Source organism: Bradyrhizobium sp. STM 3561, assembly GCF_045571455.1.
GTDB lineage: Bacteria > Pseudomonadota > Alphaproteobacteria > Rhizobiales > Xanthobacteraceae > Bradyrhizobium > Bradyrhizobium vignae.
This window is the reverse complement of sequence record NZ_CP120696.1, coordinates 262577-286486: the sequence shown is the minus strand read 5'-3', so window position 1 is coordinate 286486 and position 23910 is coordinate 262577. Positions and strand designations below refer to the sequence as shown.

Below are 23910 nucleotides of genomic sequence, written 5' to 3'. Positions count from 1 at the left end.
CATCCTTACAAACATCGCCTGTGGCACCAGTCCTCTTGGTCTCAGTTTGTTAACAGGTTAATTATGCCTCAGTAGAAGACAAGGAGTACTTTCATGAGTCGAAGCATTCACGCTCCGGACGCCGCGCACACCAACCCTATCCCTTCCGCAAGCATCGTGGGAAATTTGCTGGCATCCAGTCTGATCACGGGGCGTGATCCGGCGACCGGCTCTTTCCCCCCATCTTTCGATGCGCAATGCAACATCATGTTTGCGGGCGTCAAGGCGGTCGTCGAAGCGGCCGGCGGGCATCTCGGCGACATCGTGAGGATTACGATTTGGGTCGAGGATCGCATGCTCCGCGAAAAGATCAACAAGGTGTGGGTTGCGATGTTCCCCGATCCCGATGCAAGGCCGGCACGCCTGACACTCAACCGCCCTCTTGAACAGGGAAAGCTAATCGAGTGCGAAATCCTTGCGGTGATCGGCCACGACGGCTGATCTCTGCGGGCGCCATTGGCAATGGCGTAAAGCCGTCCCGTCCCGGGATGGCCGCGCTACTCAAACATCATCCGCGAGGGCTGCGTGCGATCGATCTCGGACTTCCGAGACTATCTCCCGCAAACAGGGTCCAAGTGAAACGACGCAGGCCATGCAGGCTCTCTCGGTATCCCGGGATCCGCACCGCTGCCCGCAATAGTTTCAATGGAAATTTGTGCGCCAGGATCGCGGGAAGAGCACCGTCGCGACGTGGTCCGGTCCGATCACCATGATCGGCATCGCGGTGAAACTCGGGAGCCAAACTTTGATGGACGTTTGCAGCCAAGCTTCGCTAACGGGTTTCGCGAGGAACTAGACACGAATTGTAGCGGTCTCGTCGGCAGCGGGCCGGCCGTCTTGGATTCCCTGATCTGGATCGTCGCCTATCGCCACATCTGATCTGCTCCGGTTGAGACACCTGAGCTGGCTGGTTCATTAAAATATCGTGGCGAGACCTGCGCCTAATCTACCCGTGGCGCCCGATCACCAAAACCCTTCCTAAGATCCGATGGGATAACATCTAATACGGCCCACGAGGCGCGTTCGGTTAATCACGCGCTTGTATGGCCGGCATCGGTGATGGCCTAAAGCGGTCCCTAAAGGGCCGGGCTTGCGAGCAAGAGATCGATCCCCCCGCGTCCATCAGCGTAAAAAAGTGAACCCGGCACGGCGTGCCGGGTTCAAGTTCGGGCCGCCCCATTGGGCTGCTCGGGAAAACTCGCTCAATCCACGATCGTCCTATCGCCTTTTTCGATCTCGAGAAGCCGCTGAGATTCGAACCAAAAGCCCTCCGCTGCGGCCCCTCCCTGTCGACGTTCCAGCACGATGGAGCGACCGTTCGGCATGTCAGGAGCGTCCCCGTTGCCGCTAGGGGGTGCACAGCGCCAAAACCTGTCGCCCGCTTGAGCGAAACCGGCGGCTTGGCTAGGATACCAGGGCGGAGTCCGACGCCATGTCCCCATCTGGGGGGACGTGATTTAGATTGCGACCCGTCGGGATGGAGATGCGATGGTCCGGCGCGATGCTACCCTGGCGCACCAGGAACTGTTGACCGTAACCTTGAACCAGCTGCCCCACGTGATCTCCGCGATCGGTAAGGCGCAATTCGGGCAGGAGCTGCTCGGGCTGCTTGCCGTGGCATGCGATGCGCAACACTGCTCGTTGTCCAGCATCACCAAGGAATCTGCGTCACTGGTGGTCGCCGTCAGCCGTGACGGCACGGACACGTCTCATCGCCAGCTGTCGCAATATTTGACCGAAGACTATTGGCGCGGCGACTCCTTCCTCGCTGCGACGCGCAAGGCGATCGGGCCGCACGGCTACTCGCTCGGCCATATCACGACTGCGAAAATGCCCGAAGCCGAACTGCGGGATCGGATCTACGGCGTTACCAATGTGGGCGAACGCATCCTGCTCTGCGGCCGCATGGAGGACCAGGAACTCGGCTTGAGCATCTTGCGCCGGGAGGAACAGGGCGAGATTACTTCGCAAGAACTGCAGTGCCTCCAGCAGTTTGCGGGCACGCTATTCTCGATTCTTGATCGACATGTGAGGACGAGGTCGGACGAAATCGACTCCTCGCTCGCGCTGACGTCGCTGTCCGAGATCGAAGCCACGTTGCAAGCGAGTTCGATCAAGCTGCCCCGGCGCGAGGTCGAGGTTTGCGCTCGCATCCTTTACGGCATTTCGAGCGCCGGAATGGCCCTCGACCTATGCATCAGCGAGGAAACGGCAATGACCTATCGCAAGCGCGCCTATCAGCGCTTGTCGATCGGCAGCCAACGCGAACTGCTCGTGTGGTATCTGCATGAATGGAGCATGCGGCACGGGTTGCAGATGGCGGGCGCCTTCAATGGGCGTCGCAAACGGGGTGCGCTGGGGCACTAGGTGCACTTTCCGCTTGTCTCGATCGCTGCGCGCGAGACAGGACGCGTGTTGTTGAGGTCGGCTTGCGCGACTGGCGGACCGCCTGGAATGTTCGCCGGTAGCTGACACGGCGCAGACGGGGGCCTAAACGCTTGAGGCTCGAGCCGAAGCCGGAAAGCTCTTGCATCTGTTCGCGCGATGAACAGGTCGAGGGCGCTTCAGACGGCCGGTTTTCCCGCGAGCAACGCCTTGAGCCTTTCGGGTTGGGAGAAGAGGTTCAGGCGCCGGTCCTCCTCAGCGAAGTGCTCGGGCTCGACAACCACGCGGCGCAGGAAGAACGCTACCTCGTCGACGAAGCCACCGATCATGCTCGGCAGCGCCGAAAATTCGTGGTTCTGGGCGTGCAGGATGTGCAGTTCAGGATGGACTCCAGCTTCGCTCAACGCCGCGTATAGGCCCAACGTCGCGGTCACAGGAAGCCCAATGTCGGCAGCGCCGGCCAGAAGGAACGGCGTGGGAAAGGCCGGGTTGACGTAGGTGATCGGGCTGAGCGCGCGCGCCCTCTCCTCGCCCCCGCCGTCCAGGAGCATGTCGACCTGAGGTGGGCGACCCTGCCAGTCACGGGATGTCAGGCTCGGCGGAGCAAAGCACGAAACCACCGCAGCCACGGACGTGCCGGCCCCGTTGCCAAGGACTTGCTCGTAGCCGGATCCGTCGCTGGTCCCTGCGGCCAACAACGCGAGGTGGCCGCCGGCTGAAAAGCCGATCGTTGCTACTTTGGCCGGATCGACGTTCAGGCGAGGCGCATTGGCCTTAACCCAGCGGATCACGGCGCGGACGTCCTCAAGCTGGCCAGGCCAGCGGACATCGGGAAGGAGGCCATACTGCGCGGCGATGGCCAGGAAGCCCTTCTCGGCCAGCAACCGCGCATAGCCATGCATAGCCGAACGGTCCCCGAACCTCCAGCCGCCGCCGTGAAGAAGGATCACAGTCGCGCCGGCGCCGTTCGCGGCCGGACGGAAAACGTCCACGGAAATGGCGCGCTGGTCGGACCTGGCGATGGTCTCGGTTACAAAGTCCATGTCAGAGCTCCGTTCATCTCATCCGTCAAGTCGTGCCGCCCGCTCCGCCGCCTCGGTTTGCAGACGGCGTCCACAAGATTCGAATGATGCACGCCGCCGTCAACGATAAAGCTCCGGCCGACGCTTTGGTTTGCGAATTCGCCGAGTCGACTCGCCGGAATGCGAATGAGCTCGACCAGACGTTCCAACTTAGGTTCGTAGCGAGGTCTTTCGGCCCGCTGCCCAGCTCGCGCCTCGCTTCCGCCGCGGCCACGCTGAGCCCCTTAATAGTGGGACCCCATTGAGGCTTCTGTCCCCATCCGCGGGGACCCGGCCGGAGCCTCCCGGGCCAACTCGAGCGTGTTCGCCTCAGGATGCGCCACCGACGGGTTTGGCCAGCCGTATCGAGCAAGTGTCCCACCCATGCGCATGCGCTTCCGTTGCTCGGACACTCGGATGTCCCCCTGGAGGAGGACAGACAGGGCAGGGACGGTATGCGGAATATACCTCAGTACGGATGCCGAGATGGTGGGTCCTATCAAGGCTTTGGCCCAATTGTGCGCGCTAGTCTCGCTTGGATACCGTTCACCGGCGGGTGGCCGCCGGCGCGCTTGGGTATCGTCACAAATCAGAGCCGGTTGACGCTCGCGATGACAGAGGTTCCGAGAATATGATCAAGACGTGGCAGTTCGAGTTCTGGAGTGTCCGAAACGGCCTTAATTCCGACTACGAAGACGAAGGCGTCGTTCAAGAAACCTTCGACAAGAACATTGATCATCTTGTCGATTTGGAAGACGCTGGCTTCGATGGCGTGTTCTTCAGCGAGCATCACTTCGTCAATACGCTTTCCCCCTGCCCCAACCTCCTGGTCGCCGCGGTGGCTCAGCGGACGAAGCGGCTGCGGCTGGGCGTGTTGGGGAACGTCTTCGCCATGCACCAGCCGCATCGACTTGCCGAAGAGCTAGCCATGCTCGACTATCTGACGCATGGCCGCCTGGAAATCGGCAGCGCAGTGGGCATACCTCCGGAGTTCGCGTTTCTTGGCATCGCACCTCAGGACGTCAGGGCGATGCATGCGGAAGCCGCCCGCTTCATCGAGTTGGCCAAGCAAAACAAGCACGTCACCTTCCACGGCGACCATTTCAATTATGAGGACGTATTGTCCATGCCGCGCCCCAGGAAGGTCAGCTACCGGCGCGAGTGGGCGACGGCCCAGACTGAATCATCGGTCGTCTCGATCGCGAAGCGCAACGCCAAGCTGGCTCTAGGCTTCCAGTCGACGGAAGGCTTGGCTCGCCTCTGCGAGACCTATCGCGAGGCGATGGCGGCCGAAAACCACCCGGCCACGCCTGACGACATACTGATCCGGCGTCAGGTCATGATCTGGGATACGGATGCCGAAGCCGCAGCCTTGCACAGCGAATGCTCGGAGGTCGCCGCGAAGATCCTGCACAAAATGTATGAGGAGCCGGTCGCCAAGGTTTTGGAGAGAATCGGCGGTCAGCTGCCCACAAAAGAAGGGATCGCCTCCGGGGTCAAAGACGCCCAATTCATTCCAAGCGCAGGATCTTCGCCTAAGCCCGCGCCTTCCCTGGCAGAGAGGATCTCGCCTGAAGAGTACATCTTCGGTTCTCCGAAGACCGTTGCCGAGATCATCATCGAGCAATGCCGTAAGACGGGCGCCGCCAACATCGCGGTTTACGAGTCCGTGGCTCTGAATCGAGAGCAGTTGTCGCACCACACCGAACTCTGGAAGAAAGTGATCCCGATCCTCAAGTCGGCCGACGTCCTTCCTGATTTCATCCCATCCAAGGGTCTGGCGGCGTCCGCCTAGAGATCGAGGCGGTCAAGCGAAAGCGCCTGGCCGCCTAATCTCTATCCAGTTCGACCACATTACGACAAACGCGTGGACGCGCGTCCACCGCGAGCTTGCCAAATCTCTGCGGCCGTTGTCCATCAGACGTGTGGCGCGCCACACAGGGACCGTCTCCGTTTTCGATCTGAACCAGATTGACCGATCGACCCGCGCGCCCTAGTTGCTCGCTATGCCCCAGCTCAGGTTGTCGTGCAGATTGCCGGTGACACCGGAGACGTCGGGGAGTGAGATCAATGGCGCTCATCGCGATTGGCCGAAAGGCACAGAAGAAAGGGGCTCTGGAGTGCGCTGGCAGCACACGCTGGGATGGAGAGAAGTTCGTGGGCGACGTTACCGCCTGACATCATGGACCGGAGCGGCTAGCCGCTCGGACTCGTTCCAAACCGCCGGGATGATCGGTTCAGCCTGTGCCTTCACCCTTCACCGCCCTGAAGGCGCCCTCGACCGTGGCCAGCCGCACGACATCTCGCCGGTCAGCGCAACCGCCGTGTCGATGCCGGTCCGCGGCTGCGAGCCGGACTTATTCATGGCACTGATTCCGCGCCGATCGCCGGTGCCCTCAGGATGGACGCGGCCTCACGGTTGAGTTTGTTGGCGCGGATTCTGCGTCGCTTGAGCCGTCAAAAGGCTAAAAGGCTTCATCAGCAGCGCTTTGATTAAATCACGAAGCGCGCGCTCGTCGCAACGCTCGTCGGCCGTCTGAACCGCGACGCCATTTGAGGCCAACAACACGTGCTGGGAAGCACACCATTCCGAATTCCTCAAGGCTGCATGCATCGTCCAGCTTGCGCCAGAGCAGAACTGAACTTCGGATGGAATAGGTTGATTTCGGAGTGGGCACCTAGTCGCCAGCAACGGAAGGGCGCCTTCCGGAGCATTCGTCACGGCCGCGTCGTCCATCTAGGACTCGTCAGCCGACCAGGGCAGATACATGCGCCAAGCGGCCATAGGCGCCATGGGCGTAGAGTAGCGGCTTGCCGTTTCCGGCCGCGTGCACCGCGGCAACGTCACCGATGACGAGCAAGTGACTGCCTTCTTCGGTAATCCGACGCACGCGGCAGTCAAATACTGCCGATGCCGTGGACAGCACAGGCGCGCCGGTCAGCCCGACTCGCCATGCCCCTGCCTTGAACTTCAGGTGCGCTGGGAGACCCGTTGCGAACTGCCTGGCGACCTCCTCGTCTTCTTCTGCGAGCACGTTGACCGCAAAAACGCCGTTGGCCCGTATGGCGGCGGCCGTATTGCTGTTCTGATTTACGCAACAGAGCAGCCGCGGCGGGTCGGCGCTGAGACTGCACACGGCCGTGGACGTCAGCCCGCCAAGCCCACCCGGCGCCGCTGGAGGCGCGGGGTCCTCCGATGACCGGTCGGTGGTCACCACGCAGACGGTCCCGGCGAGCCTACGCATGCCGGCTTTGTAGTCAATGGAGTCCATGTGTCCTCCTCCCCCAATCATTCGAAGTCGTAGCCCACGTTCGTCCGAAGGGCACTGGCGCTCGCGTGCTGTCCGCGCCGAAACTGGGGAAGGAAGACCCTCGAGCGCGGCCCGATATTCCCACCCCCGCTTCCGGCACTCCCGCCGAGGACCACTATAAGATAGTGTCTCGACTGGCGCTGTCCCCACCTTCAGGGACGACACCAAGTGATGATCGCGCGCTGAAGGCGATCCGAACTTGCTTGCCGTCCCGTCAAAACAGACCTGGATTTCGACGCATCCTATCTTGTGTCGCTTCGGATGCGGACATGCGTGGTCGTGCCTCCGCCTTCGGGGTCGCCGGCTTGCTGTTTGCCGGCGATATTCGGGTGCGTCACAACTTCGCCGTGGCGCGCACCAAAAGCTTAGGCCGCATTCGACAATCCGATGTAAGATCCGGGACAACCTAAGTACCTGAAACTATATCGGTCGAATTCCCTCAAAGACTTCGAACCGACGGGTCGGAGCAGCAATTTCCCTCGAAATCGCCACGTCCAAGATCGCCGGTTTTCCCGACTCCGATGCGCGGCGAAGCGCCGGTGTGATATCAGCCGGGTTCTCCACTCGTTCGCCAAACGCACCAAAGGCGCGCGCGATTGCTGCGTAGTCGGTTGTACGGAACTGATGAAGATCATCCTCAACGTGTCCGTGCCGCAATTTATGACCCATATATTCGAAGCCGAGGGAGGAGTTGTTCAACACTACCGTGATGGTCGGTACGTTGGCGCGCAGCGCCGTCTCCAGGTCACTGAGATGATACCCCAAACCGCCGTCGCCGGTTAGGCACACGACCCGCCGAGACGAGCCGGCTGCTATTTGTGTCCCGATGGCCGCGGGGAACGCCCACCCTAGTGAGCCAGCGGCTCGGTAGAAGACGTCCCCCACGCCTTTCTGATCGAGCAATGCACCGGCCCAGGCTGCGGCGAAGCCGGTGTCAGCCACCACAATATCGGTCTCCGAGAGGAAATCGTCTAACTGCTTGATGAGAAAGCGCGGGTTGATAGCACCGTCTATCATCTGGACGCTTGCCAGCCTCGCAAACTCTTGCTGCCACGTCTGCAATCGCGCCTGAGCACCCAACGTCCATTCCTTGCCTGGAGTGGATCTCGCGGCTTCAATGAGCATTTGGAGAGCGGATTTGGCGTCCGCGACGATCGATAATTCCTCATCGACAAACGTTCGGCCCAACGTCCGTGCATCGAGATCGACGTGAATGATTTTCGTGCCTTGGGTCGGCAAAGTGAAATCCGCTGTGCCCATGACGCCGAGCTTGGTGCCAATCGCCAGCACAACGTCCGCTTCCGCAAGAACGTCATTTGCCACCTTACGCGAATACACGCCCGCTACACCTATACAGAGAGGATGGGTGCCTCGGATAGCCGACTTCCCGGGTATCGTTGTCAGGACAGGAATCGAGAGAAGTTCGGCAAGCTCCGTGAGTTCATGATGCGCGTTTGCCAGAACAACCCCGCCCCCTGCCAAAATTACCGGACGTTTCGCCGCCACAAGAAGTCGAATGGCTGCCTCAACACTTGCGGTCGACGGTGCAACGGCAAACGCGGGAAACTCGAGAAAGCGCTTTGCGGCACGCAAATCAGGCTTTCCGGGGAACTTGCCCTGCAGGATGTTCGCAGGAATGTCGAGATGTGTCGGACCAGGTATTCCGCTGATGGCCTCGATTACGGCGCGCGTTATCATGTCCGGTATGCGCTTTGCCTCAGCAACCTCGCCATGCCATTTCGTAACGGGAGCGACGCAGGCGGCCTGGTCAATCTCTTGATAGGCGAACCGACCTCGTGTCAGAGTGGACACCGAACTGCTCAGGCTGACGACTGGGCTCTTACCCCAGTATGGGTCCGACAGGCCGCCGACCGTAGCGGTGACGCCGGGTCCGAATTGAGCGTAAGTGAACGTCGGCTTTCGACTGAACCTTGCATAGCCATCAGCCATAAAAACGGCAGATCTCTCGCTGCGCGCGAGCACGACCTTGGTCTGCTTGGCTTCGGACAAGGCAGCAATTGGATCTTGCGGATGCCCTGTCAGGGTAAACAGGTGTTTCGCGCCGTAAGCCTCGATTGTTCGAGCTACGACTTCGGCGTTGCTGAGCTCAGGACCGGGGTCGGCGGCAATAGATCTATCAGAGGTCGGCAACTCTCCAGCCATTTCGGCACTCCTCATATTAAGACAAACAGCGACAGGCTTGACAACGCCATGTCGTCACTCTCTGCAACCTGGAGGTCCATCACCGAAGGCTTCGTTCGCGTTGATGGTCCGGACCGGCCGGAGATAATCCCAGGGATACTTTGACTCACGAGGAGCCTTGATCCGAAACAATTGGAGATCGTACAGCACGCGCCCGTCTTTTCGAACCGAGGCCCGCTTTCCAAAATAGTCGGCAGGGCTTGCGCGCATGGCCCCCATAACCTTGAGTGGATCGTCGGATCCCACCTGTTTGACGGAATTGAGGTAATGCATGATGGCCGCATAAGTGTTCATTTGCGCCTGCGTGGGCATCTTCGACATCTTGGCAAAGTATCTCTTTGACCAACTGCGTGTGGCGTCATTCTCGTCCCAGTAAAGGCCGGTCGTAACATACGCGCCTTGCGCGTGATCAAGGCCGATCGCGTTGATCTCAGTTAGGAACGTGAGAAATACGATGACCTTCTTGCCGTAGCTCGACAAACCAAATTCGGCGGCTTGGCGAACCGCGTTAGCTGTGTCCGCCCCAACGCTTGTCACGCCCACCACATCAGCTGGGGAGTTTGCCGCAACAAGTAGGAATGAAGCAAAATCAAAAGTTCCGACAGGATATCTTACCTCGCCAACAACCTGGGCTCCAAGCTCAGCGATCTTTTTGCGAGCGGCGCTTTCCATCGTCGCGCCGAATGCAAAATCCGCGGTGAGAAAGAACCATTTCTTTCCGCCATCCTTTACAACTGCTGCAACAGTCCCAGACGCAAGCGCATCGGTATTGTCCATCCAATGCACAGTATATTTGGGGCAATCGGAGGTGATCTCAGTTGACGCCGGTTCAGTGGCCAACAAGATCCGCCCCTTCCGCTCGGTGACATTCTTTACTGCGAGCGCGACGGAAGTGACGGGAACGCCCGCAATGACATCGACGGCCTGGACGTCGATCCAGCGAGCGGCGATGCTCGCTGCATTGTCAGGTTTGTTTTGTGTATCGGCCGTGACGACTTCGATGGGTCTTCCAAGAACGCTGTTGCCAAAGTCCTGAACCGCCATTCGGGCCGCCAGGACGGTCCCCGGGCCGCCTAAGTCGGCAAACGGACCGTTCTGATCATTAAGAATTCCGATCTTGATAGATGATTGGCCTGCAGACACCGGGCCGCCGATGATTGCTAAGGCTGCTGCGAGAGCAATGATTTTCATTCGCTTGATCCGAAACTGCGGCTCATCTCAAAGAAAGGCATCGTTGACTCAAATCCGTAATCCAATTACGCTATATATAATTTTTACGTCAACCCCCTAAATGACCGGCATCGCGTTTCCGAATGGAGGGACGCGAACGGCAGGGACCAACGAAAGCATTCGCTATGGCGCTTACTGGACTTGGCTACGTCGGGATTCGGTCACAACAACTCGAAAACTGGTCGTCGTATGCGCTCAATCTCCTGGGCTTACAGGAAGTTGACCGGAGTCGATCAACCCGCGCTTTTCGGATGGATGATCGCCGTCAGCGGCTCATCGTTAATGAGACAAGCGGCGAAGGGCTTGACTTCTTCGGTTGGGAAGTTGCGGATGCGACTGCCTTAAATCATCTTGCTGCGCGTCTGGATAACGCCGGCGTGACCGTTCGCATGGGGAGCAAGAGCTTGGCGATGCAGCGGTTCGTCACGGGACTAATCGAATTCAGTGATCCCGTTGGAAACCGGCTGGAAGCGTTTTACGGACCGCAGGTCGCCGAAGACAATTTCGTACCTGGAAGAAATTTGTCCGGCTTTGTGACTGGAGCGTTGGGAATGGGCCACATCGTGCTAAGCGTCGATCGGCTTGACGCGGTGATCCCGTTTTATCGAGATCTCCTGGGCTTTAAGCTCAGTGACTATTTCACACGCCCATTTCGGATTTACTTCTTTCATGTCAATCAGCGACATCACAGTTTGGCGCTGCTAGAGACCGGCACAAACGGAATACACCACATCATGATGGAGTTGTTCAATCTGGACGATGTAGGCCAAGCCTATGACATTCAGCTCACGCAACCTGAGGGCATCGGCGCAACTTTCGGTCGGCACAGCAATGACTACATGACTTCGTTCTACTCCTTCAGCCCTTCACGGTTCATGGTGGAGTATGGGTGGGGTGGACGGATCGTCGACCCTGACTGGACAGGCGGAGAAGTCCCCGAGGGACCCAGCTTGTGGGGCCATGAGAGAACATGGCTGCCGCCCGAACGCCAGGCCGAGGCGCGCGAGATGCGAATGCAGGCTGCGCGTGACGGTATACGTCACCCGGTTAACGTCATGGACGGCAATTATCGGCTCAGCCCAGGGGTTTGTCCCTGGGTCGATAAAACACTCCTCGAAGAACGAAGTTGAACGGCCTAATTCCCCGCGTTCGTGCCGAGGGTGGGAGGTCGCTCTTCTGAACTGACTGGCTAATCTTTGGGCTGCGCCCCAAGCTGTGGGAGAGGCGGCGCATCACATTGAAAAGCGATGTTGCGGGCCCGCTGTCATTTGAACGACTATATTCCCCACCACATCAACAATGCTTACGGCCTCGACCAATTGGCTCTGGGCGTCAAAAATTGGTGCGCTTACCGGTCGATGCTCGCGCGCCAAACAAGCGCGCTATGTGCAGGTGTCACGTCTTGGCCGAAGCCGTCAGCAGGCCCTTTTCTGTTTGAGATAGAAACTACGCCGCCCTGTCCATCAGGGCTCATCGAACTCGCCGCCGATGCCATCGTCTTCATGGTTTGACGCGTCCCCCCAGACATTGTTCTTAGCGCACCTGTCCCCGACCAGAAGATGGGAGCCACCACCCTTGACATCCTTAGCCGATTTCACGATCCATAATCGGATTACATCCTGAGTAACTAGAGGCGGTGCCACCAATGACAGCGGGAGGCGGATTTAGCCGGGCAGCCGGTGCGTTAGATGAGATCAAGTTTAGCGCGATCCTCCGCGCGCTCTCCTTGCTGTTCCGCAGCCGCTCGGCAGTCGATCGCAGTTTCAGAGCGCGAACTCGGGAAAAGAAGGGCATTGCGCAGATCCGAACAAGGGACGGCCGCGTAGCACGCTATTTCGTCTTTTCCGGAAAGGATGTCCGGACGCATGCAGGACTCCATGCAAATCCTGACGCGGTGTTAACGCTTGAGACCGCCTCACTCGGGGCCAGACTGATGATGCCGCCTATCAATTGGCTGGAACAGGTTAACGCCCAAAAGAACTTCCAACTGACCCTGGATGGGCCGGAGGAGTTTGCCTGCTGGTTTGTGCAATTGATCATGGCCGCGGCGCGGGTTCCTTGGCCTGTTGGCGAGGCAATGATGGATGGATCGCGTCGCTTCACTTCCATGACCAATGGTGGACCTTGCCACGTCTGGGTACGAGACGGGCGAATCGTGCGTATCACGCCCATCGATCTCACGGCTGAAGACGGCCCATCGTGGGCTATCGAAGCGCGCGGGAAGCGTTTCGTGCCGCCCAGGCAGGCAACGATTTCGCCTCATACCTTGACCTGGAAGTCACTCGTCTATTCCCCCGATCGCCTGCTTCATCCGATGAAGCGTATTGATTTTGATCCACATGGCGAACGCAATCCCGGTCAACGCGGACTGTCTGGATACGAGCGTATCTCGTGGGATGAAGCGCTCAATATTGTTACATCAGAGATCATCCGCCTGAAGTCTGCGCATGGTCCCAGTGCAATCACTTTTAATCATCCCGCACACCACAATTGGGGAAATATTGGATACTGGCTCAGCAGCCTCTATCGTTTTGCGAACCTAGTCGGCCATACCAAAGTCAATCACAATCCAGACAGTTGGGAGGGCTGGTTTTGGGGCGCGATGCATCATTGGGGCCAAAGCATGCGCCTGGGAACAGCGGAGCCCTACAGCACTGTAGAGGATCTACTTAAGCACGCGGAGATGGTGGTCTTTTGGTCGAGCGATCCGGAGGCTACGAACGGCCTTTACGGTGGGCAGGAGGGAACAGTTCGGCGACTTTGGATCCGAGAGCTTGGTATCCCGACCGTCCACATCGACCCCTACCTCAACAACACCGCCGCCTTCCTTGGCGGAAAGTGGATCTCGCCCCGGCCAGGCACTGACACGGCGATGGCACTCGCAATCGCTTACATTTGGATACAGGAAGGCCTCTACGATAGGGATTTCGTGCGTCGTCGTACCGAGGGGTTCGAAACCTGGAAGGATTACATCCTCGGTTACACGGACGGTGTCGCAAAGTCTCCCGAGTGGCAGCAGGAAGAGACCGGCGTGCCAGCGCGAACCGTTCGCGCCTTGGCGCGAGAATGGGGGCGCAAGCGCACATATCTCGCAGCTGGTGGTTGGGGTAACGGCTTTGGAGGTGCCGGACGGGCACCGACAGGTGTGCAATGGGCGCGTTCGATGGTTTGCCTTCTTGCCCTACAAGGCTTTGGACGCGAGGGGGTCAATTTCGGAAACCTTCAGTTTGGAACGCCTATCGACCACACCTTTTGGTTCCCGGGATACGCGGACGGCGGCATCTCTGGGGACTTGACTAATACGGGCGCAGCCATCGCGCTGTATCAGCGCATGCCTCATCTGCCGACGATGAATTCGGTGCAGCAGCAAGTGCCCAGAATGCAGTTGCCCGAGGCTATACTTACGGGGAAGGCAGAAGGTTTCCCCCGCGATGGGCGGTCGATCGGCGGGCAGTTCGCCAAAATTCGCTATCCAGCACCAGGCGCTTCTCCGATCCGAATGATCTACAAATACGGGAGCTCCAATTTCGGGACTATGTCCGGAAGCAATCGCTACGTTGAGATGTATCGTTCTCCCAACCTGGAGTTCGTCGTCAATCAATCAATCTGGAATGAGGGGGAGAGCCGCTTCGCTGACATCATTCTCCCTGCCTGCACCAGCTTCGAACGTTGGGACATCAGTGAGTGGGCCAACATGGCTGGATATGGACATCACGGCCATGCCCAAGTCAACCATCGAGTGATCACGCTCCAGCACAAATGCATAGAGCCCCTGGGTGAATCGCGATCCGACTATGAAATTTTCTATGCGTTGTCCAGGAAACTCGGCTTAGGTGCCCTCTTCTCCGAAGGCATGGATGAACTCGGCTGGGTCCAACGCATGTTCGAGGCGTCCGACTTGTCCAAGAAGATAACGTGGCGAAGGTTCCTAAAGCGCGGTTACTATGTCGTTCCGCCACCCAGCCCCGAACACCGGCCTCCGGTCGCGTTCAGATGGTTCTATGAGGGACGTCCAAAGGACACACCTGAGCCTTCTCCGCTTGCAAGCGAATATGCCGGACAATTCAGAAACGGCTTTCAGACTCAGAGCGGGAAATTCGAGTTCGAATGTCAGAGTCTTGCAACGTACGATCCTCACGACGAGGAGCGTTCACCGATTCTCAAGTATCAGCGCTCGTGGGAAGGTTATCATTCCGAGCGGCATGAACGTTATCCGTTTCAGCTGATCACGCCCCATCCACGCTTCAGCTTCCACTCGCATAACGATGGCAAGAGTGGCTTTCTCAATGAAGTGAGGGATCACCGCAGAAAGGTCGGCAATTCTTATTACTTGGTGTTGAGGATCAACATCAGTGATGCGATCGAACGCGGCATCCAAGAAAATGATTTGGTCCGCGTCTATAATGACCGAGGTAGCGTTATCTGCGTCGCTGTTCCGACGGCGCGGCTGGGACGGGGCATGGTCCATGGCTACGAATCGTCGGCGCGCTACGAGCCGATTGTAAGCCAGGCAGGTATCATGGACCGCGGCGGTTCGCTCAATACGCTGACGTCGAAGCGCCCCATGATCGCAAATTCGCACTCTATTGCCGCCAGTGCGTGCCTAGTTGACATTGAACGGTGCGACCTGGCCGAGATTGAGGCTGCATTCGCTGAATCAACCGTTTGCCGATGACTCAGGATATTTGCCATGGACAAGTGGACGCTTTTATTTGACGTCGGGCGATGCACGAACTGCAATAACTGCCGGCTCGCTACGCAAGATGAGCACGTCGGAAATAGCTTTCCCGGTTATTCCGCCGCTATGGCCGCTAACGGCCATGCGTGGATAGAAATACACACAAATGAGCGCGGGCAAGGAGATATGGTCGACGTCGCCTATCTCGCCGTCATGTGCCAGCACTGTGCTGATCCTCCTTGTGCTGCGGCTGCTCCGCCGGGAGCCGTACGGAGACGGCCCGACGGGATCGTATTGATTGATCCAGACCTAAGCCGCGGATGCAAGAGTATGGTGGAGGCCTGCCCTTATGGAGCCATTCATTGGAACGAGATTGAGGAGGTGCCTCAACACTGGAACTTTGATGCGCATCTGATTGATCAGGGGTGGACCGCGCCCAGGGCAGCGCAAGCGTGTCCAACAGGAGCTATGCGCGCGCTCAAAATGTCTGATCAGGAATACGAAAGCCTACTTGCAACCGGGACCGTGTCCGATCTGCGGCCGGCCCTGAAGTCGCGCCCTCGTGTCCTGTACCAAAACTTGAAGCGATTTACGTCAGCGTTTGTGGGAGGGACTATCGTGCAAAACGTCGGGGGCGTGGAGGAATGCAAGCCGGGCGTGCCTGTGCGTCTGCTGAAAGAGGGCGTCTTGGTTGGCCAAACTGAATCCGATGTGTTCGGAGACTTCAAGATTCAAAATCTAAATCCCAGTCCCGCTGAATTAGTCTTGTGTTTGGGAGACAGTGACGTTGTATCACGACGATTCAAGCTCGAACAGAGTCTCTATCTTGGCGTAATCCAGTTGGCTGAAACGACCTAGGCCGCAACTATCACCTGCCATTGTGTTTTTGCCCGGCTGAGAGCGATCGCCTTGCCGAAAATTCGGACTTTTGCTCTTACGCCTTCTCTTGGGTATCCGGGCGCTGAGACCACAGTCAAACGAGACATTTGATCAATGTCGACCTCGAATGTCGAAACCCACCGGGCCACAACATGTCTTTCGCGTGTAGTTGGGAATAAATCCGCTGGCGCCACCCGTCGCGTGCCATGGAAAACGGCCCCCCGCATTGCCTCAGTTAACAATGTTACCGAAGCGCCCCAGCTGTCGCCGAAGTTGGACGCCGCGGCTCCGAGCACGCTCGCGAAGCGCGCCCTCCAGAGCGCCGTAGCGAGCGAGCGGCTTCCGGTGATTCGGCGAAGCAACCCGTGGCATCTACAGACCGAGCCACGAAGCTTGGACCGATAGTATGGTTTCTGTGCTTCTGATGAGCTCTCGAGGGGCCTTTGATCGCCAATTCGTCACCAACCGCTGCACCATACGCCGCTGACGGCCACTGAACTGAGCGGGCGCATGCGCTGCCAGCCGGGAGAGAAGATCGACCGCGGACAAGTGCGGAGCTCAATTAAGAGCAGAGATCCGGTCTCGTGGCCCTCGATTTCAAGCCGCAGATACCGAGCTTGTTGGATGGGGCGGGCGTAAGGGGGAACAGAGTGTCAGTCGATCCCGCAGGCATTTTTGATCCTCTTGGGTCAAACCCCTTCGATTTGAGGTACCCGCTCTTGAGAGCGGCCCTTCGGTCAAGCGTCGCCGAATCTACGGACAGGCCTGGAAACCGGGTCGCACGATGAACAAGACCAAGTCTTGCGGTAGCCTAGATCACGACAACTACCGCATCCCGTCGTGCTGCACACTGAAACATCCACACGCCGCACCAGATTGGTGCGGCGGAACGCTTGCTGCAAGGTTTAAACATCAAAGCGCCAAGCGTATCGTCGATGTAGCTCACCAGATCACAGGCAAGGTCATCGACTGGATATCAGATGCGACGCTCGCGATTCGAAGGACATACGAAATGCGCACTTCAGACAGCGCCTCATAATTCGTCGGGCCGCGAGCCACGGCAAGTAGCGCATCGGCTGCCGGTCACAGAGGCGAAGATCTTGGATCTCGCAATTGCCAGCGCGCTCCATCAAATTGTTCTATTCGAAATTCGCGAATGCCTACGTAGTTGTTCGGCGACGTATTTACCTTCAGCCCGGGCAGGAGAAGTCCTGGCGAGAAATCCCTTATAGTTGTGGCTTGCTTCAACACGTTCGACCGACTGAGGTCGTCACCGCACTGCTTCAGGACGTAAACCATCGTTTGCGCCGCCATATATCCCATCACGGCGCTCGGATTCGCCAAGTCTACGTCGGGATTGTACTTCGTCATAAATTCGCGGAACTCGGCGACATCTGGGTCGTCCTTCCAGGTCGGATCGGTGGGATCTTTGGTATATGTTATCGAGAAAATATCCTTGGCGTTATCGAGTCCGGCCGGCTGAAGCACTGTTGCAATATTCGTTTGCGAGCTCGAAACGATGAAGAGCGGTTTCCATCCGAGTTCGGCAACCTTACGGATAACCTGGGCTCCGGCCTTTGGCGTTCCAAACGCTACGAGCACGTTTGCGCCTGAGGCTTTTGCTCTAACGACTTGTGAATCCATGACAGGATCTGTCGGTTCGTACGAAATTCTCGCAGCAATCTTTTCGGAACCGACATCCTCCAATCCGATTTCGAGACCTCTGATCGCCTCACGACCCGAATCGTCGTTTTGATAGATTATTGCCACTTTTGCGTCGGGTCGGGTTTCACGAATGAACTTCCCATAGAAGGCTGCTTCCGCTTCAATCGTGGGAGTAAAGCCCGTAGTCCAGGGGTACGCCTTAGGGTCATTGAACCTGGAGGCGCCGGTCGCGACGAAGAGCTGCGGAATTTTCTTCGCATTCAGATACTTCTGGATCGCAGCATTTGTGGGTGTCCCGAGACTCTGAAAAAGCGCGAGGACGTCGTCGTTCTCCACCAGCCGACGAACCTGTTCGACCGCCTTGGGAGGACTATAAGCATCATCGTAGGAGATAAACTTGATCAGGCGATGATTCACGCCCCCCTGCTTGTTGATCATTTCGAAGTAGGCCGCAGCGGTTTTCCCTATCGCCGAAAGGCTTGATACGGGTCCGCTATAAGGCATCAAGTTTCCCAGGCGAATCTCTGTTTCTGTGTATCCTGGACCATACTGTTCCGCCGCCTGGATTGCATGGACGTGTGCCACACCGATCGCGATGGCACCTAATAGCATTCCTCCCCTAACGAGTTGCATCAGACCAATCCTCATGAGCTGCCTCCCATATTCCAAGCTTTTCAATGCCGCACGCCGCGGCGACAATTAGTACCGGTGTTCTCCGCTCGGATGCGGACTCGGTGCTGCGCTTAATCGTGGTTCACCGACTGACTTTGTGATGTTCCCCAATATCAGGCCGCTTGCTGCACTGACTTGTCGCGCCAACTCCATTCCTCTTGCGCTCCTCCGGCACATCATTTGACCGCATTCGGGGCTCGGCGGGCGGAAAGGGATCCAAACAAATCGTCATGCCTCTCATCGAGAATAAAGATCCGCTCGCCGCTCACCCGCGGAGATTGTCGGCCCAACGCCAAGCGAGAAAAGCAATCTGCTTGGCTCCGTGCGGGATCAGGAAAATGATTAGGAACAAGATGATGCCGAATGTCGCGCCCGAGAGTCCCTTGGAGATGCTCTCCGCGATGTTTGGGACGAATACGATGAAGGCGCTTCCAACAAGGGAGCCGGGCAACCAGCCTACGCCGCCGACGACCATCCCTAGGAACAGCGAGATTGCGAAGTTAATCGTGTAGGAATCCGGTGCCACAAATTGAATCGTGATCGCTCCGAGGCCGCCGGCGATACCCGTGATCGCGGCAGAAATGCCGAACGCCAGCGTCTTGTAGAGTGCGACGTCGACGCCCATGGCGGAAGCGGCAATATCGTTGTCGCGGAGGGCCATGAAGGCCCGGCCCGAGCGGGAGCGCAACAGGTTTGACGAGAGCACATAGATTGCAATGGCGACGACCAGCGTGAGGTAGTAGAACCAAAGATCCTGCGAAATCGTCAAGCCAAACGGTGCGTTCGGCTTCGTCACAACGAGGCCCTGAACACCTCCCGTCCAGTTTTCGAGTGCGTTGAGTTTGAGAAGCTGCGGCATGGCTGTCGCGAGGGCGAAAGTCGCCAATGCTACGTAAATGCCAGACAGTCGCAGCGCTGGCCGACCAAACAGGAAGCCGAACAGAAAGCAAAATACGGCTACGACAGGTAGACAGAGAACATAGTGCAGCTCGTAACGATCCATCAGTATCGCGGTTGCGTAGGCGCCCACGGCATAGAATGCACTGTGGCCAAGCGAAAATTGTCCCGAGCCGCCAGTGAGGATGTTGAGGCCCAGCACAGCAAGTCCGTAGACTAAGAGCATTGTCATCTGGAAGATGATGAAGTTCCTCGCGAACACCGGCACGACAAGGAGGAGCAGCAGCACCACCACCGAGGTGCTGGTGCCCAGCGTCATGGCTCGCCTCGGCACGGCCTCGACGGCCGGATCTTCCGTGACGACGTCTTCGACAGCGCTCATGATCAAACTCGCTTGACGATGTGCCGGCCGAACAGACCAGCGGGTTTGACGACCAGGACGGAGATGATCAGCGCAAGCGCGATCGGAAGTTTCAGCTCGTTGCCGACGCCGGGGATGTAGGTGCCGGCGAGGTTCTCGAAGATGCCGACCAGGAAGCCGCCGACAACGGCGCCGAACGGGCTGGTGAGGCCGCCGAGCACGGCGGCGGCAAAGCCGTAGATCAAGACCCCGCCCATCATGTTGGGTTCGAGGAACACGACCGGGGCGATCAGCATGCCGGCGATCGAGCCGATCGCCGAGGCCATGCCCCAGCCGAGCGCGATCATCCAGCTGGTGTTGATGCCGACGAGCCGGGCCGATTCAGGCACCGAGGCGGCCGCGCGCATGGCAAGGCCGATCCTGGTGTACTGGAAGAAGAAGTAGAGGCCGAGCAGCAGCAGCACGGTGACGCCGATCATGCCGGCCTGGTGGGTCGAGATCAGCTGGCTGCCGAGGAACGGCGAGGAGCCAAACGGGGTCGGGTACTGCTTGATAGTGAAGTCCCAGATCAGGCCGGCCGAGGAGTTGATGATCGCGAACAGCGCGATGAAGCCGGCGACGTTGGTCAGCACCGGCGCCTTGGCCAGCGGCTTGAACAGGATCCGCTCGATCGCGATGCCGCCGATGAAGGAGAACGCGAGCGTGATAATGAACGCTCCCCAGTACGGCACGCCCCACTGCATCAGCTGCCGGGAGATGAAGGTCGAGAACATCGCCATCTCGCCTTGCGCGAAGTTGAGGTGGCCGATGGCCTGGTAGATCATGACCACGGCCAGCGCCATGCAGGCGTAGATCGCGCCGGTGGCAATCCCAGCCAGGACTTGGTTGGTGAACAGCTCCATTGTCCCGGCTCCCTCAGTAACCCAGATAGGATTTGCGGATTTCTTCGTTGTTCGCGATGTCCTTGGCGTTGCCCGACATCACGATCCGTCCGGTCTCGATCACATAGGCCTGGTCGGCGAGCGCGAGCGCGAGCTGGGCGTTCTGCTCGACCACCAGGATCGACACCTTGTCCTCGCGGTTGATCTTGCCGAGGATGCCGAACAGGTCGCGCACGACGAGGGGCGCAAGGCCGAAGGACGGCTCGTCGAGCAGCATCAGGCGCGGCCGCAGCATCAGCGCGCGGGCGACCGCGAGCATCTGCTGCTCGCCGCCGGAGAGCGTGCCGGCCTGCTGGGTGTGGCGCTGCTTCAGCACCGGGAAATGCGCATACATGCACTCGATGTCGGAGACGATGCCGGCGCTGTCCTTGCGCGTGATGGCCCCGAGCTGGAGGTTCTCCTCCACCGTCATGTTGGTGAATGTGCCGCGGCCCTGCGGCACGTGGGCGATGCCGAACCGCACGATGCTCTCGGTGGAGCGGTTGTTGAGGGGCTTGCCGTCGAACTCGATGCCACCGGTGGAGCGCACCATGTTGCAGATCGCGCGCAGCGTGGTGGTCTTGCCGGCGCCGTTGGCTCCTAGCAGCGTCGTCAGCGAGCCCTCGTTGAGCGAGAACGACAGGCCATGGAGCGCCTGGACCTGGCCGTAATAGGCGCGCAGGTCTTTGACGTTGAGCAGTGTCGTCATTGGTCCTTGCTCCCGAGATAGGCCTTGATGACGTCGGGGTCGGCCTGCACCTGCGCGGGCGTGCCTTCCGCGAGCTTCTTGCCGAAATTGAGCGCGACGACGTGGTCGGCGATCGACATCACGAGGCCCATATGGTGCTCGACGAGGAGCACGGTCATGTGGCGCTCGTCGCGAATGCGGCGGATGAGGTCGCCGAGCACGTAGACTTCCTCGTGGTTGAGGCCGCCGGCGGGCTCGTCCAGCAGCAGGATCTTCGGATCGGCCGCGAGCGCCCGCGCCAGCTCCACGCGCTTCTGCGTGCCGAACGGCAGGCCGGAGACAGTGGTGTGGGCGACGTCCTCGAGATCGAGATAGCTGAGGATCTCGTGCACCTTCTTGTTCATGTCGGTTTCGCTGCGGCGGATCCAGGCGAGGCGCAGCGAGTCGCTGATGATGTCAGAGGAGGTGCGGGCATGGGTGCCGACGCGGACATTGTCCATCACCGACAGGTTTGGAAACAGCGCCACGTTCTGGAAGGTGCGGCCGATGCCGATCTCGGCGATCCGGTGCGGCGGCCGCGACAGGATGCTCGCGCCCTCCATCAGGATGTCGCCGGACGACGGCTGGTAGAGCCGCGAGAGACAGTTGAAGAGCGTGGTCTTGCCGGCACCGTTGGGGCCGATCAATCCGAGGATCTGGCCCTTGTGCATGTCAAAGGACACACCGTTGAGCGCGACGATGCCGCCGAACACGACGCTGACGTCGCGAACCGCGAGCAAAGGCGATGTCCCCTGCACCAGCTGTGCCCGCGTCATCTCGTCTCGTCTGCGTGCTCGGGCGGTGAGAACAAGAAACCCGCGCGGGTGCACGGCCCCATGCGTTTCAGGTTCAACGAAAGCCCTCCCCTCGCCCGCTTCCTTTCACGCTGTTTCGGCAACGACACAGCTACGCAGTGCACCTCGCTTTAGGCACTTCCCCACATTATTGATCAATGATCGAGCGGTCGCGAGGCGGCTCAACGACAACTTGCAGACTAAAGCCAGCCGTGCACGTGCTCTTCGAGGCCAAATGATTGCGAACCTGTCGTACTTGACCGCCACGTATTGGCTTTTGAGCTGTACATTGAGCGACCTCCGTTCGTTGTTTTTAGCTTTATGAACAATCTATTCTCTATCAGATTTACTTGTCAGTCAATCAGCAAGTTCCTGGCGCCCAGTGGCTCGCGACCGCAAGTGGCCGCAGCGTCCTATAATCTTTGCCCAACCTCGGACGGCTCTATCGCATTCATTGGCTCCAATGAGCTCATTGAGCAACACATTGACGTACACGAGTGGTTTCCAAGCCACCCGCAAGGGTCAAGAGCATCGATCGGCCGGACGCGGGGCCCCACCGGTGAATGCGCCGAACGTCTCGTACAAGCATATTTCCGACTAGCGGGAATTCCAGAACGACTGGATGCGACACTTGATCTGCCATCTCATGCGGGCCTCCCATCTCTCCGGCATCGCCGCACACTGGTTGCGCCACATTGTTTCTGCCCTTGTGTCCACGGTAGAGCTACCAGCCGAATCAGGCTTTGGAAGTGAGACGAAGGACGATCCAAGATGTCGGATCGCGTTATCGCGAAGTGCATAGTGGCTGACCAGTAGTGCCGTTTGTGCCAAATATCCTGGGCAGCTAATATGGTTTTCAGAGATGGTTTCGCCTAGAACGAGATTCATCGATCACGCGGGTTGGCTCGTTAAATCAGACAATGGATGGGACGAAAGCGGGAATGTTGAAAGAAAGAAGAACGCAAGCTGAGAGGAGCGCTGAATCCCGGTCTCGGCTCGTGCAGGCAGCGATTAGACTATTGAGCACGCGCGGCTATGCAAAGGCTTCGTTAGTTGAGATCGGCAAGGAAGCGAAGCTGAGCCGCGCTTTGGTAGGCCATCATTTCGGCTCGAAAGAAGCTTGCATGCGTTCGGTGGTCTCGACGATCAGGGAGGAGATGACCGAACGATTGTTCCCCCCGAACAAAGGTAAGCGCGCGCCGGAGTCGGTTCTAGGTCTGCTCAAGATGCTTCATGACGACGACGCCAATGCACGAGCCATGCTGACCATTTTGGTTGAAGCCGTCACAGCCACCCCGGGCCTCAGACCAGCTGTTGCCGAGACAAACGCGGTTATTCGGGCGGGTATCATTGAATCTATCAATGCCGAATTGGCTGCGTCCGCTTCAGCCCAAAAAGTCGATGTGCAAAGCCTAGCGGTCGTGATCGAGGGGATATTACGCGGCGTCGCCTTACAATGGCTGGCGGACCCTGATTCGATAGACCTGCAAGCCGTCATCCGTATGGCACAGTCGATGATCCGCTCACAAATTGACGCTCCTGTCCGTCTCGCGAAAAAGCGCTGATCTAAGGTCAAGCACTCATTTCGGGTCGGACGTGAAAAGTGTGCGGCTCGGCTTTACGTGCTTTTCGCCAATAGGATCACAAGGCGTCGGCCGCACGGAGATCTTCCCGAACCAGAAATCCGTCCAACTTGGAACGCATCTGTCCTCATCGCTATTTCGTTGAACGATCGACGTACCGGAGACCAGGTGATTGCGCACCCCGACGACAGCGGGAGGTAACCTGAAAAACCTACGCTTAGCGCCGAATTTCGCCTGTTGCATTGGTCGACCTGTAATTCCTTCGCCCGACCTGGTTCGCTTCCAGCTACCGCAAGCTGCTCGCCGAGTCGGCTATTAGCGATCAAGCCAACTACTCATGGACAAGCCGCGAAATGGTTTATCTCCGCATTGATCTCGTTAAGTGATCGCAATTCACGACCACCGGCCTTGAGTTGACCATCTTCCGCCCTGCTCCGCGCACGCGAGAAGAGGAAATCTCCGGCGGGCATGCCGGAGATTCAAGTTTGGGAGGAATCCAAGAATGT

General features: G+C 58.6%; 18 protein-coding genes. 8 read left to right on the top strand and 10 right to left on the bottom strand.

Annotated features, from left to right (window positions below; all coding sequences use genetic code 11):
• Nucleotides 1-93: 93 nt before the first annotated feature.
• Together P6U28_RS40745 and P6U28_RS40740 are read left to right on the top strand one after the other, a co-directional pair.
• A complete protein-coding gene (locus P6U28_RS40745; RefSeq protein WP_407123322.1) occupies nt 94-480 on the top strand; it encodes a RidA family protein in 387 nt (128 codons plus the stop codon).
• Between the two features lie 1047 nt (nt 481-1527).
• Nucleotides 1528-2406 (top strand): LuxR C-terminal-related transcriptional regulator, encoded by an 879-nt coding sequence (locus P6U28_RS40740; RefSeq protein WP_407123321.1) that lies wholly within the window; start codon nt 1528-1530, stop codon nt 2404-2406.
• Nucleotides 2407-2603: 197 nt separating this feature from the next.
• Here the strand turns inward: P6U28_RS40740 and P6U28_RS40735 are convergent, their stop codons facing one another.
• Nucleotides 2604-3467, bottom strand: coding sequence for an alpha/beta fold hydrolase (locus tag P6U28_RS40735; protein WP_407123320.1), 864 nt, complete (start codon nt 3465-3467; stop codon nt 2604-2606).
• 649 nt (nt 3468-4116) lie between these two features.
• Between P6U28_RS40735 and P6U28_RS40730 the strand changes: the two genes are divergently transcribed.
• A complete protein-coding gene (locus tag P6U28_RS40730; RefSeq protein WP_407123319.1) occupies nt 4117-5280 on the top strand; it encodes an LLM class flavin-dependent oxidoreductase in 1164 nt (387 codons plus the stop codon).
• Nucleotides 5281-5898: 618 nt separating this feature from the next.
• Here the strand turns inward: P6U28_RS40730 and P6U28_RS40725 are convergent.
• The 4 genes from P6U28_RS40725 to P6U28_RS40710 all read right to left on the bottom strand — a co-directional run bounded on the left by P6U28_RS40725 (nt 5899) and on the right by P6U28_RS40710 (nt 10189).
• On the bottom strand, nt 5899-6222 hold the full coding sequence (locus tag P6U28_RS40725; RefSeq protein WP_407123318.1) for a hypothetical protein: 324 nt from the start codon (nt 6220-6222) through the stop codon (nt 5899-5901).
• A gap of 10 nt (nt 6223-6232) precedes the next feature.
• The gene (locus P6U28_RS40720; RefSeq protein ID WP_407123317.1) at nt 6233-6757 is read right to left on the bottom strand and encodes a flavin reductase family protein; all 525 of its coding nucleotides are present in this window, start codon (nt 6755-6757) and stop codon (nt 6233-6235) included.
• Between the two features lie 459 nt (nt 6758-7216).
• Nucleotides 7217-8959 (bottom strand): thiamine pyrophosphate-binding protein, encoded by a 1743-nt coding sequence (locus P6U28_RS40715; RefSeq protein WP_407123316.1) that lies wholly within the window; start codon nt 8957-8959, stop codon nt 7217-7219.
• Nucleotides 8960-9013: 54 nt separating this feature from the next.
• Nucleotides 9014-10189: an ABC transporter substrate-binding protein gene (locus tag P6U28_RS40710; RefSeq protein ID WP_407123315.1), complete on the bottom strand. Its 1176-nt coding sequence runs from the start codon at nt 10187-10189 to the stop codon at nt 9014-9016.
• Between the two features lie 164 nt (nt 10190-10353).
• Here P6U28_RS40710 and P6U28_RS40705 point away from each other — a divergent pair, with 164 nt between their 5' ends.
• The 4 genes from P6U28_RS40705 to P6U28_RS40690 all read left to right on the top strand — a co-directional run bounded on the left by P6U28_RS40705 (nt 10354) and on the right by P6U28_RS40690 (nt 16824).
• The gene (locus P6U28_RS40705; protein ID WP_407123516.1) at nt 10354-11358 is read left to right on the top strand and encodes a VOC family protein; all 1005 of its coding nucleotides are present in this window, start codon (nt 10354-10356) and stop codon (nt 11356-11358) included.
• 515 nt (nt 11359-11873) lie between these two features.
• Nucleotides 11874-14903 carry a molybdopterin-dependent oxidoreductase gene (locus P6U28_RS40700; protein ID WP_407123314.1) on the top strand — a complete coding sequence of 1010 codons (3030 nt, stop codon included), beginning with the start codon at nt 11874-11876 and terminating at the stop codon, nt 14901-14903.
• A 15-nt stretch (nt 14904-14918) separates the two neighbouring features.
• Nucleotides 14919-15764 (top strand): 4Fe-4S dicluster domain-containing protein, encoded by an 846-nt coding sequence (locus P6U28_RS40695; protein ID WP_407123313.1) that lies wholly within the window; start codon nt 14919-14921, stop codon nt 15762-15764.
• 805 nt (nt 15765-16569) lie between these two features.
• Nucleotides 16570-16824, top strand: a complete 255-nt coding sequence (locus tag P6U28_RS40690; RefSeq protein WP_407123312.1) for a hypothetical protein — start codon at nt 16570-16572, stop codon at nt 16822-16824.
• 44 nt (nt 16825-16868) lie between these two features.
• Here the strand turns inward: P6U28_RS40690 and P6U28_RS40685 are convergent, their stop codons facing one another.
• The 5 genes from P6U28_RS40685 to P6U28_RS40665 form a co-directional block, all read right to left on the bottom strand.
• On the bottom strand, nt 16869-18098 hold the full coding sequence (locus tag P6U28_RS40685) for an ABC transporter substrate-binding protein (protein WP_407123311.1): 1230 nt from the start codon (nt 18096-18098) through the stop codon (nt 16869-16871).
• Between the two features lie 289 nt (nt 18099-18387).
• Nucleotides 18388-19401, bottom strand: coding sequence for a branched-chain amino acid ABC transporter permease (locus P6U28_RS40680; protein WP_407123310.1), 1014 nt, complete (start codon nt 19399-19401; stop codon nt 18388-18390).
• Nucleotides 19402-19403: 2 nt separating this feature from the next.
• Nucleotides 19404-20282 carry a branched-chain amino acid ABC transporter permease gene (locus tag P6U28_RS40675; RefSeq protein WP_407123309.1) on the bottom strand — a complete coding sequence of 293 codons (879 nt, stop codon included), beginning with the start codon at nt 20280-20282 and terminating at the stop codon, nt 19404-19406.
• 13 nt (nt 20283-20295) lie between these two features.
• Nucleotides 20296-21009, bottom strand: coding sequence for an ABC transporter ATP-binding protein (locus P6U28_RS40670; protein ID WP_407123308.1), 714 nt, complete (start codon nt 21007-21009; stop codon nt 20296-20298).
• Nucleotides 21006-21803: an ABC transporter ATP-binding protein gene (locus tag P6U28_RS40665; RefSeq protein WP_407123307.1), complete on the bottom strand. Its 798-nt coding sequence runs from the start codon at nt 21801-21803 to the stop codon at nt 21006-21008. Before P6U28_RS40665 ends, P6U28_RS40670 begins: the two co-directional genes overlap by 4 nt.
• Nucleotides 21804-22741: 938 nt before the next feature.
• Between P6U28_RS40665 and P6U28_RS40660 the strand changes: the two genes are divergently transcribed.
• Entirely contained in the window at nt 22742-23386 is a 645-nt protein-coding gene (locus P6U28_RS40660) for a TetR/AcrR family transcriptional regulator (protein WP_407123306.1), read from the top strand.
• Nucleotides 23387-23910 lie beyond the last annotated feature (524 nt).

Excerpts from the sequence above, each read along its gene's own strand:
- P6U28_RS40745 (WP_407123322.1), top strand. The coding sequence starts at position 94 with ATGAGTCGAAGCATTCACGCTCCGGACGCCGCGCACACCAACCCTATC.
- P6U28_RS40740 (WP_407123321.1), top strand. The coding sequence starts at position 1,528 with ATGGTCCGGCGCGATGCTACCCTGGCGCACCAGGAACTGTTGACCGTA.
- P6U28_RS40735 (WP_407123320.1), bottom strand. The coding sequence starts at position 3,467 with ATGGACTTTGTAACCGAGACCATCGCCAGGTCCGACCAGCGCGCCATT.
- P6U28_RS40730 (WP_407123319.1), top strand. The coding sequence starts at position 4,117 with ATGATCAAGACGTGGCAGTTCGAGTTCTGGAGTGTCCGAAACGGCCTT.
- P6U28_RS40725 (WP_407123318.1), bottom strand. The coding sequence starts at position 6,222 with ATGGACGACGCGGCCGTGACGAATGCTCCGGAAGGCGCCCTTCCGTTG.
- P6U28_RS40720 (WP_407123317.1), bottom strand. The coding sequence starts at position 6,757 with ATGGACTCCATTGACTACAAAGCCGGCATGCGTAGGCTCGCCGGGACC.
- P6U28_RS40715 (WP_407123316.1), bottom strand. The coding sequence starts at position 8,959 with ATGGCTGGAGAGTTGCCGACCTCTGATAGATCTATTGCCGCCGACCCC.
- P6U28_RS40710 (WP_407123315.1), bottom strand. The coding sequence starts at position 10,189 with ATGAAAATCATTGCTCTCGCAGCAGCCTTAGCAATCATCGGCGGCCCG.
- P6U28_RS40705 (WP_407123516.1), top strand. The coding sequence starts at position 10,354 with ATGGCGCTTACTGGACTTGGCTACGTCGGGATTCGGTCACAACAACTC.
- P6U28_RS40700 (WP_407123314.1), top strand. The coding sequence starts at position 11,874 with ATGACAGCGGGAGGCGGATTTAGCCGGGCAGCCGGTGCGTTAGATGAG.
- P6U28_RS40695 (WP_407123313.1), top strand. The coding sequence starts at position 14,919 with ATGGACAAGTGGACGCTTTTATTTGACGTCGGGCGATGCACGAACTGC.
- P6U28_RS40690 (WP_407123312.1), top strand. The coding sequence starts at position 16,570 with ATGAACAAGACCAAGTCTTGCGGTAGCCTAGATCACGACAACTACCGC.
- P6U28_RS40685 (WP_407123311.1), bottom strand. The coding sequence starts at position 18,098 with ATGAGGATTGGTCTGATGCAACTCGTTAGGGGAGGAATGCTATTAGGT.
- P6U28_RS40680 (WP_407123310.1), bottom strand. The coding sequence starts at position 19,401 with ATGAGCGCTGTCGAAGACGTCGTCACGGAAGATCCGGCCGTCGAGGCC.
- P6U28_RS40675 (WP_407123309.1), bottom strand. The coding sequence starts at position 20,282 with ATGGAGCTGTTCACCAACCAAGTCCTGGCTGGGATTGCCACCGGCGCG.
- P6U28_RS40670 (WP_407123308.1), bottom strand. The coding sequence starts at position 21,009 with ATGACGACACTGCTCAACGTCAAAGACCTGCGCGCCTATTACGGCCAG.
- P6U28_RS40665 (WP_407123307.1), bottom strand. The coding sequence starts at position 21,803 with ATGACGCGGGCACAGCTGGTGCAGGGGACATCGCCTTTGCTCGCGGTT.
- P6U28_RS40660 (WP_407123306.1), top strand. The coding sequence starts at position 22,742 with ATGGATGGGACGAAAGCGGGAATGTTGAAAGAAAGAAGAACGCAAGCT.